The sequence below is a fragment of the Nonomuraea recticatena genome (assembly GCF_039533245.1).
Taxonomy (GTDB): domain Bacteria; phylum Actinomycetota; class Actinomycetes; order Streptosporangiales; family Streptosporangiaceae; genus Nonomuraea; species Nonomuraea roseola.
Window position 1 is genome coordinate 50,817 of the sequence record NZ_BAAATE010000046.1, and the last position, 7,995, is coordinate 58,811.

Here is a 7,995-nt window from a genome sequence, read left to right on the forward strand (position 1 = left end):
AGAACCTTCCATGAGAATCACCCGTGTCAAGCACGCGGACGGTACCGTCACCGCCGCCAGGATCGAGGACGGCGCCGCCGTCCCTGTGGCTCAGGAGAAACCCGCCTACATGGCCGACGCCCTGCGCGACCTCATCGCCTCGGGCGCCGACCTGTCCGCGCTACCCGCGACAGGGCCGACGGTCCCGCTGAGCGACGTGACCGTCCTGAGCCCGCTCAGCGCGCCACAGAAGATCATCTGTATCGGCCTCAACTACGCCGACCACATCCGCGAGACCGGCCTGGACACGCCGCAGCGTCCGCTGGCCTTCGTCAAGACAGCGCACACTCTCGCCGGGCCGTACGACGACGTGGTGGTACCGGCGGGAGCCACCGAACAGCTCGACTGGGAGGCGGAGCTTGCCCTCGTCATCGGCCGCCCTGCGCGCGACGTGCCCGCCCAACGCGCAATGGAGCACGTCTTCGGCTACACAGCCGCCAACGATGTCTCGGCGAGGGACGCTCAGTTCACCGACGGACAGTGGTTTCGCGGCAAGAACTTCGACGGTTTCTGCCCGCTCGGCCCATGGATCGTCACCTCCGACGAGCTGGGCGACCCACACGCCCTGGCCGTCCGGGCCCGCGTCGGCGGTGAGACCGTCCAGGACGGCTCGACCAAGGACATGATCTTCGATGTGCCCACGATCATCTCCTACCTCTCGCGGTACATGACGCTGAACCCCGGCGACGTGATCGCCACCGGCACGCCGCACGGCGTCGGCATGGGCCGCTCGCCCAAGCTGTGGCTGAAGGACGGCGACGTGGTCGAGGTGGAGATCGAGGGTGTCGGCACCCTGCGCAACACCGTGAGGTTCGCATGAGCCGCTGGGGGATGCCCGTCATCGACTTCCACTGCCACTTCCCTGGCCCCGAGCCCACGCAGGACCGGCTGGACGCCGAGTTTGAGCACGCCTGCGGGCCCGCGAAGCTGGAACGCCTCCGACAGAACGCGAGCGCCTACCACGAACGCGTACGACGGGCCCGCACCCTGCCGCCCACGCAGCCTGAGACGAGATCGGCCGAAGAGATCGCGGCCGCGTGGCGGAACGAGGCCGATGAGGTGGGCCTCACAAGGGTCGTGTTCATGAGCGGCGGCGGCAACGACCGGCTGGCCCAGGTGGTCGCCGCGCACCCCGACCGGTTCGTCGGCTTCGCCAACCATCAGCCCTGCGCGCCGGGCGCCGCGGCCGAGCTCCGCAGATCCGTCACGGAGCTCGGCCTGTCCGGCTACAAGATCATCGCCCCTTGGGTGAGCGTGCCGCTCGCCGACCACGCGCTGTGGCCGGTCTGGGAGGTGTGCGAGGAGTACGGCCTGCCCGTCATGCTCCACTTCGGCCCCGTCAACGGCGGCGGTGGGCTCGGCCACGCGCCCAACATGGACCCTCTTGCCCTGCACGATGTGGCCAAGGCCTTCCCCGAGGTGAACTTCGTCGTCGCCCACTTCGGCTGCGGCTACCCGGGCGAGCTGCTCCGCCTGGGCTGGGCGAACGCCAACGTCCACGTGGACTCCTCCAGCAACCACGAGTGGACGCGGTGGATGCCGTACGAGCTCACTCTCAAGGACCTGTTCCGCCGTTTCCACGAGACGTTCGGCCCTGAGCGGATCCTGTTCGGCACTGACTCCTGCGATTTCCCCTGGGGCTATATCCGGCAGTACGCCGATGAGCAGATCCGCATCCTCGACGAACTCAACATGTCGGCGGGCGACCGTGAGCTGATCGTCGCGGGGAACGCGGTCAGGCTGCTCGGCCTCGACCTTCCCGGCATCTCCACGACCCGGCAGGAGGCGGCATGACCATCGCCGACGACCCCGACCGCGCACCGGCCCGTTCGCACCTGTACGCCATGGGCCTGACCCGGGAGGACATGCGACGGCCGACCGTCGGCATCGCCTCCACCTGGACGGGCACCATGCCGTGTAACCTCACGCACCGTGAGCTGGCCGCGCACGTCGCCGAGGGGGTCCGACGTGCTGGCGGCCTGCCGATGGAGTTCAACACCATCGCCGTCTCCGACAACCTCACCATGGGCACGCCCGGAATGCGAGCCTCCCTGGTGAGCAGAGAGGTGATCGCCGACTCCATCGAGCTCATGGGTCGTGCGCACCAGTTCGACGCCTTGGTCTGCATCGTCGGCTGTGACAAGACCGTCCCGGCGGGGATCATGGCGCTGTCACGGCTCGACGTGCCCTCGGTGGTCCTCTACAGCGGCAGCATGATGCCAGGCCGCTGGCGCGACCGCGACGTTACGATCCAGGACATGTGGGAGGCTCTGGGAGAGCGCGCGGTCGGCAGGCTCGACCAGGACGAGGTCGACGACCTGGCCCGTCACGCGTGTCCTGGCCCCGGCACCTGCGCCGCTCAGTACACCGCCAACACCATGGGTGGGGTGGCCGACTTCCTCGGACTGGCGCCCTTCGGCGTCGGCGACATCCCCGCGGTCGCCGAGACCAAGCCCGCCGCCGCCAGGCGCGTGGGTGAGATCGTCATGGACGCCCTCGCCAGGGACGCCAGGCCTTCCCGTATCCTCACTCCGAACGCCATGCACAACGCCATTGTCTCTGTGGCGGCCATGGGGGGGTCCACCAACGCGGTGCTGCACCTGCTCGCCATCGCTAGGGAAGCGGGATTGCCGCTGCGGATCGACGAGATCGGCGAGATTTGCAGGAAGGTGCCGATCATCACCGGACTCAAGCCCGGAGGGCCGCACACCGCCGCCGACCTGTGGCGAGCCGGCGGCACCGCGCTCGTGGTGCGGCGGCTCCTGGAGGCAGGACTGCTGCGGGAGAACGTGACGCTCGTCGACGGCCGCACGCTCGCCGACGTGGCCGCCGGCGCTTCGGAAGCATCCGGCCAGACCACGGTGAAGACGGTGGCCGCTCCGGCGAAGCCGCCGGGCGCGCTGGCGATCCTGCGCGGCTCGCTAGCGCCGGACGGCTGCGTGCTCAAGCTCGGCGGTCGCGCGGACTTCCGCCGCGAAGGGCCGGCCAGAGTGTTCGACTCCGAGGAGGAGTGCTTCGCCGCCATCCAGAGCGGCGCGGTCGTGGCGGGAGATGTCGTGATCGTCCGTTACGAGGGCCCGGCCGGTGGGCCAGGCATGCGGGAGATGCTCTCCATCACCGGCGCCCTGGTCGGGCAGGGACTCGGCGACTCTGTGGCGCTGGTGACCGACGGACGTTTCAGCGGCGTGTCCCACGGGCTCGTCATCGGCCACGTCGCCCCCGAGGCGTTCAAGGGCGGGCCCATCGCACTGGTGCGCGATGGCGACACGGTCGCCGTCGACACCGCGAACGCCACCCTCGACCTTCTCGTGGACGAGGACGAACTCGCCGCGCGCCGCGCCGCCTGGCGGCCCCTGGAACGACCTGTGGAGCGGGGTGTGCTCGCCAAGTACGTGGCATCGGTCGGCTCCGCCTCCGACGGCGCCACCACCATCTGACCGCAGGACCGGCCTGGGCGGTCATTCCCCGGACGGGCCCGCTTCGTGCACGGGCCCGGAGCGGGGCCCACTTCGCGGTGCTTGATATCCATATGCCTTGACCTGGTGAAACACGCCCGCCAAGCACATTCGAACGAAAGTCACGGCAAGCCGCTGAGCTCGGCTCCACTCTAGGGCCTGTACAGACTTCGGATCTTCAGACGGGTTGAAGGCTTAGGATCCACATGATGGTCCCGCGGAGATGAAGGCTGGCGAGTAGCTGTCGGGAGTCTTGTGGAAGGTCAGCCCCCGGCACTCCTTGATCCGGTTGATGTAGCGTTCCGCGGTGTTGCGCTACTTGTAGAGATCTGGATCATGACTGACCGGGCGGACGCAGTGGGAGTCGCGCTTCTTACGGTTTGTCGCCTGGTCCCGCCACGGGCTGCCGGTACGAAACCGCCACATCACCGCGTTGAACTGCTGCCGTAGATCCGGAATCGGGCCCCGCTCGCCAAGGGTGACACCGTTGGCGAAGTAGATCAAAAAGCAGCGACCTCATGATCACAGATGTGATCATGAGGCCGCTGTTCTCGTTCTTGCTAGTGGAGGGAGTTGTGGGTGTCTCCGTGTTCAGCTGATCCCGATCAGATCCTGCTGACTACCTGACAGCGACCCGAACTGCATTCCTGCGGGCGGCCTGGCGATCCAAATCCGTGACACAGGACGGCCCCCGTCCGGATTCAGGACCGGGCGCGGGCCGCTCTATTTCTCCTTTTCGGCCAGACGAGAGCCTGGTGGAGGAGCTACCGGTCCCGCCAGTCGAACCACCAGGAGCCGTTGTACATGTAGCAGGCGCTGACCTGGTAGTAGCGGGCGTAGGTGCGCTTCTCGGAGTCGCACCAGGACCAGGTGCCGAAGGGGCCGCGAGCCTGCCAGTAGGGAGCCTGGATGGTGACAGGGTCGGTGGCCTGGCTGGCGTGAGCCGCAGTTCCCAGCGTGGAGAGAGCGGCAAAGGCGATAACGCCCACGGTAGCGACCCTCATTGCGAGATTCTTCATATTGCACCAGCTTGCTCTTGAGATGCTTTGCCGTTCATCATCATGTCGATCTAACCCGCGGCGAAAAACACCGCTTTTTGCCATTCATCGACGAAATCCAGCCGTGACGCCCTATGGGCCCACGATCACATCTGATCATGAGGCTACTGTCGTCGTTCCTGCTATGGAGTTCAGGTGTCGCGGCGTTCGACCGGACCAGATCAGATCCCAGCCGCCACCCTGGCAGTGGCCCAAGCCCGAAAGGCACCCTGGCGATCCGTATCCGGTACGCCCTGTCGCGTGACCTAATGACAATTTGCCAACAGTGATCTCTTTTCATCCTTGGTGCGATCTTCGTCGATGAGGTTCAGGACGAGGATGGCCTGCACGATCGCGGTGGCGCGTCGTGGGCAGCAGCGCTGCTTGGTCAGGACTTTCCAGGTTTTCAGCGTGGCAACGGCTCGCTCACCGAGGGCGCGGATGCGCGCGTGGGGACCTGGGACTGGTCCAGGCCGAACAGGTCCTTGCCGAACTCGAAACTCTTTCCACCGGCCAGCGCAGCCCAGCGGCGGCTATTACGATCTCGTGCGTAGTTGGGGATTGAGGCGCGACAGCCTGTGCTCAGGCTGTCTTACGCGGTCTGCTGGTCGGACAGGAGCCCGGCGAGGGTGGTGACGATCTCGGGCAGGTGGTCGCGGCGGCCGTGGTGCCGGGCCAGGGCTCCCAGGTCTTCAGGTGTGCGATGCCGTGTTCCGGTCGTCGGCAGGAGGCATGGGTCTGGCGGGCCGCTTCATGATGGGCCATCAACCACTGCACGTCTTCGAGGTGCTTGCCACGTCGTTTGGGCGGTGGGGTTGCGATCTGGCCTCCTGTTTGGCCGTCCAGGCCCTGATAGCCGACATTGGCCAAGATCTCCACGTTTCGAGGCAATCTACAATGTAAAGGCGCCGGACGATACTTGTGCAGACTCAACGTCCAACACACCATGACCGGCGACCTCATGGTGGCGCATCCAGCATCGATAACCATCGACCTTCGCAGTCGCTCATGGTCGTGGCCAGCAGTGCCGAGACCCGACGACAGTCGATGTCCCCGGGAAGGCCTCGACCTCGTTCCTGTCTCGTCCCGCCGGTCAATCTCCGTGCGACCCTGCTCTCTCGTCGGACCAAGACAGCTGACGTCCACCACTCAACGGGACATGGCAGGGTGCGCCCATCAAGGCCCAGCGTGGTCGGACGCCGCGAAGCGGGCGAGGTAGACCATGATCGGCCGCAAGCCGCGGCGCTCGTACAGCCGGCGCGCTCCCTCGTTGTCGATGAGGGTGCCGATGAGGAGGTCGCCGATCCCCATCTTGTCCAGCTCGGCGTCGACCGCGTCGAGGAGCAGGGTGCCGAAGCCCCGGCCACGCTCCGCCGGCGCGATCGAGAGGGTCTCCAGCTCAGCGATCCGCGCCCCGGTCACCCACGTGTCGTCAGGACCCGGCTTGATGTGAACGAAGGCATATCCGATCGGCTCGGCAGCCCGTTCGGCGATCAGCACGAACGAGCCCTCAGCGCGGATCCACTCCCGGTAGCAGGACCGGCGCAGCTCCCATGATCTGTCGTCGGGAAAGTATTTCAGGTCCGAGTTGAGCGACTGGTGATGGGCGTGCAAGGCGAGCCACAACGGCTCCAGACGGTCGATGAGCTCAGGTCCGCCCTTGCGGATGGTGACGGTGACGGACATGACGTGCCTCTCGTGTGTGCCGGTGGTCGCACCATCTTGCCCGACCCGGTCCGGCGGGCCGGCGGGCGGAGACCGGGCCCTGCGGCCACGGCTTCGGCACTCGCCCCTGAGCACCGGCGGACTCGCGGATGCGACGTTAGAGGCCACAGGCCCATGATCGTTTCTGTGATGTTCGACAACAGCGAGGCTTGTCTTGTGGCCATTGCTGGATTGGTCTACCGCGTGGGGCGAGCGGACCAGAGCCGAGATAGCGCCACTCGTGGTCACCTTCCTGGTTGAAGATGCGGACACGCCTGGCAGCTCTTAGACGCGAAAGCACTCCCGCGCGTCAGCGAGAAGTCGCCTCTCGCTTGAAATGCTTCCCCGGCCCAGTGGGCGTTCACGTTCATCTGGATCTGGCTGGCCACCAGCTTGTATGCGATCCAGCGATTGCACCCGTGGGTCGGGCACCAAGCGTGTCACGGACTCGTGCGCCCGAACCGGCCCGTGAGCCTGTCGAGGAGATCGTGGACGATGACGTTCCAGGTGTCAGCTCTACGCTGTCGGGCGCGCCACTGCGCGATCTTTGGATGTCTTCACAAATTCCCAATGATCTTGCAGTGGCCGCTCTCATGTGACCTCAACCCCGAATCGCAAAGTGTCACTGGAGTACTAGCCTGCACCCGCGAGGTGGCGGCGGAACCACGTGGTCAGGCCAGCGTCCACCTCTCGGGCCAGTGGCAGCTGCGGCGCGGGCTCGATGCCGGGCTCGTCGGCGAGCGGATGCGCCAACTCAGGGATCGACAGCAGTTCGGACGGTTCCCCCAATGCCTCGACGAGCTGGAACGCGTCCGCACGCAGCGCTGGGTGATCCAGCTCGCCGCTGACGACCAGCAGCGGCGCGCGACTGGCGATGGCGTCCGCCTTGGCGACGAAGTCCAGACTGTCGACGACTTTCTCGGACGCGGCGTCATACGGGTAGTCGCCTGGGAACAGGTCGACGACGGATCGCATCCGGATGGCGCCGTTCACGACGGCGCCGGCGAAGACCGGGATCTCGGTGTCGGCCAGGATCCGCAACGCGACGGCACCGCCCAGCGAGCCGCCGAGCACGCCGATGGGGCCGTCATTGACGGGTAGCTGCGCACGGATCGACGCCAGCGCGGCCGGGAACTCCTCTGTCGCTTGTCGGACGAACGGGTGGAGAAAGGACATCAGGGCGTCCTTGTGCATCAGCTCCACGATGGCGTCCGTGCTGCCGTCGACCATGCGTGCACCGCACATCGGCATGCCGAGATGCACCCGCCACGCGGGCAGGTCGTTCATCGGCAACGAGGCAGCGAACGCGGCGTTCGACCTTGGCGGGTCCAGCATGTGCCACGTAACGATCAGCGGCGCCGAGCCGTTGTCGGCTGGCGGCAACGCGGTGAACGGCACGCCTGCGGCCGTGCCCGTGATCGGTGAATACATGCGGCCACTGTATGACTAGGACTGCGCGCCTGGAATCAGTTATGCGACCAGCGAAAATTAGCGCGATAGGCGACCGAATTTCGTGCGGTTCGGCTAGTAGGTAGCGCTCCGTTGTTGCTCGAGCCCTTACATCGACCACGCCGCCTGGCTGGGCATCGAGGCCGGAGGCAGTGTCCGCCGCTGCGGGTCATCAGTAACCTGAGACCGTCGGACCGGGAGCGGGTATCAGCACCTAGTGCGGTGACCACATAGGTTCACCGGCTCGAGGAACAGCGCTGTTCTGCTTGCGCTGGCCGTACTGGTTGCCCTCCACTGTCGTATCGACACCG

6 protein-coding genes and 1 pseudogene are annotated in these 7,995 nt (G+C 66.4%); 3 read left to right on the top strand and 4 right to left on the bottom strand.

Going from position 1 to position 7,995, the window contains the following annotated elements; translation table 11 throughout:
- The first annotated feature begins 10 nt into the window (after nucleotides 1-10).
- From ABFX50_RS45780 to ilvD, 3 genes are read left to right on the top strand one after another with little or no spacing between them, the layout of a single operon-like run.
- A complete protein-coding gene (locus ABFX50_RS45780) occupies nucleotides 11-859 on the top strand; it encodes a fumarylacetoacetate hydrolase family protein (RefSeq protein ID WP_346156330.1) in 849 nt (282 codons plus the stop codon).
- Nucleotides 856-1,833, top strand: coding sequence for an amidohydrolase family protein (locus tag ABFX50_RS45785; protein ID WP_346156333.1), 978 nt, complete (start codon nucleotides 856-858; stop codon nucleotides 1,831-1,833). The genes ABFX50_RS45780 and ABFX50_RS45785 overlap by 4 nt, the downstream gene beginning before the upstream one ends.
- Entirely contained in the window at nucleotides 1,830-3,476 is a 1,647-nt protein-coding gene (ilvD, locus tag ABFX50_RS45790; protein WP_346156335.1) for a dihydroxy-acid dehydratase, read from the top strand. The genes ABFX50_RS45785 and ilvD overlap by 4 nt, the downstream gene beginning before the upstream one ends.
- Nucleotides 3,477-4,258: 782 nt before the next feature.
- Here ilvD and ABFX50_RS45795 read toward each other — a convergent pair.
- The 4 genes and pseudogenes from ABFX50_RS45795 to ABFX50_RS45810 form a co-directional block, all read right to left on the bottom strand.
- Nucleotides 4,259-4,498 carry a hypothetical protein gene (locus ABFX50_RS45795; protein ID WP_346156337.1) on the bottom strand — a complete coding sequence of 80 codons (240 nt, stop codon included), beginning with the start codon at nucleotides 4,496-4,498 and terminating at the stop codon, nucleotides 4,259-4,261.
- 299 nt (nucleotides 4,499-4,797) lie between these two features.
- Nucleotides 4,798-4,983: pseudogene (locus tag ABFX50_RS45800) on the bottom strand (hypothetical protein); the annotation flags it as partial.
- A 724-nt stretch (nucleotides 4,984-5,707) separates the two neighbouring features.
- On the bottom strand, nucleotides 5,708-6,217 hold the full coding sequence (locus ABFX50_RS45805) for a GNAT family N-acetyltransferase (protein ID WP_346156340.1): 510 nt from the start codon (nucleotides 6,215-6,217) through the stop codon (nucleotides 5,708-5,710).
- Nucleotides 6,218-6,868: 651 nt separating this feature from the next.
- Entirely contained in the window at nucleotides 6,869-7,666 is a 798-nt protein-coding gene (locus ABFX50_RS45810; protein WP_346156343.1) for an alpha/beta hydrolase family protein, read from the bottom strand.
- Nucleotides 7,667-7,995 lie beyond the last annotated feature (329 nt).

Bases quoted from the DNA above. Each gene is read 5' to 3' on its own strand.
- ABFX50_RS45810 (WP_346156343.1), bottom strand. From the start codon at position 7,666: ATGTATTCACCGATCACGGGCACGGCCGCAGGCGTGCCGTTCACCGCG.
- ABFX50_RS45805 (WP_346156340.1), bottom strand. From the start codon at position 6,217: ATGTCCGTCACCGTCACCATCCGCAAGGGCGGACCTGAGCTCATCGAC.
- ilvD (WP_346156335.1), top strand. From the start codon at position 1,830: ATGACCATCGCCGACGACCCCGACCGCGCACCGGCCCGTTCGCACCTG.
- ABFX50_RS45795 (WP_346156337.1), bottom strand. From the start codon at position 4,498: ATGAGGGTCGCTACCGTGGGCGTTATCGCCTTTGCCGCTCTCTCCACG.
- ABFX50_RS45780 (WP_346156330.1), top strand. From the start codon at position 11: ATGAGAATCACCCGTGTCAAGCACGCGGACGGTACCGTCACCGCCGCC.
- ABFX50_RS45785 (WP_346156333.1), top strand. From the start codon at position 856: ATGAGCCGCTGGGGGATGCCCGTCATCGACTTCCACTGCCACTTCCCT.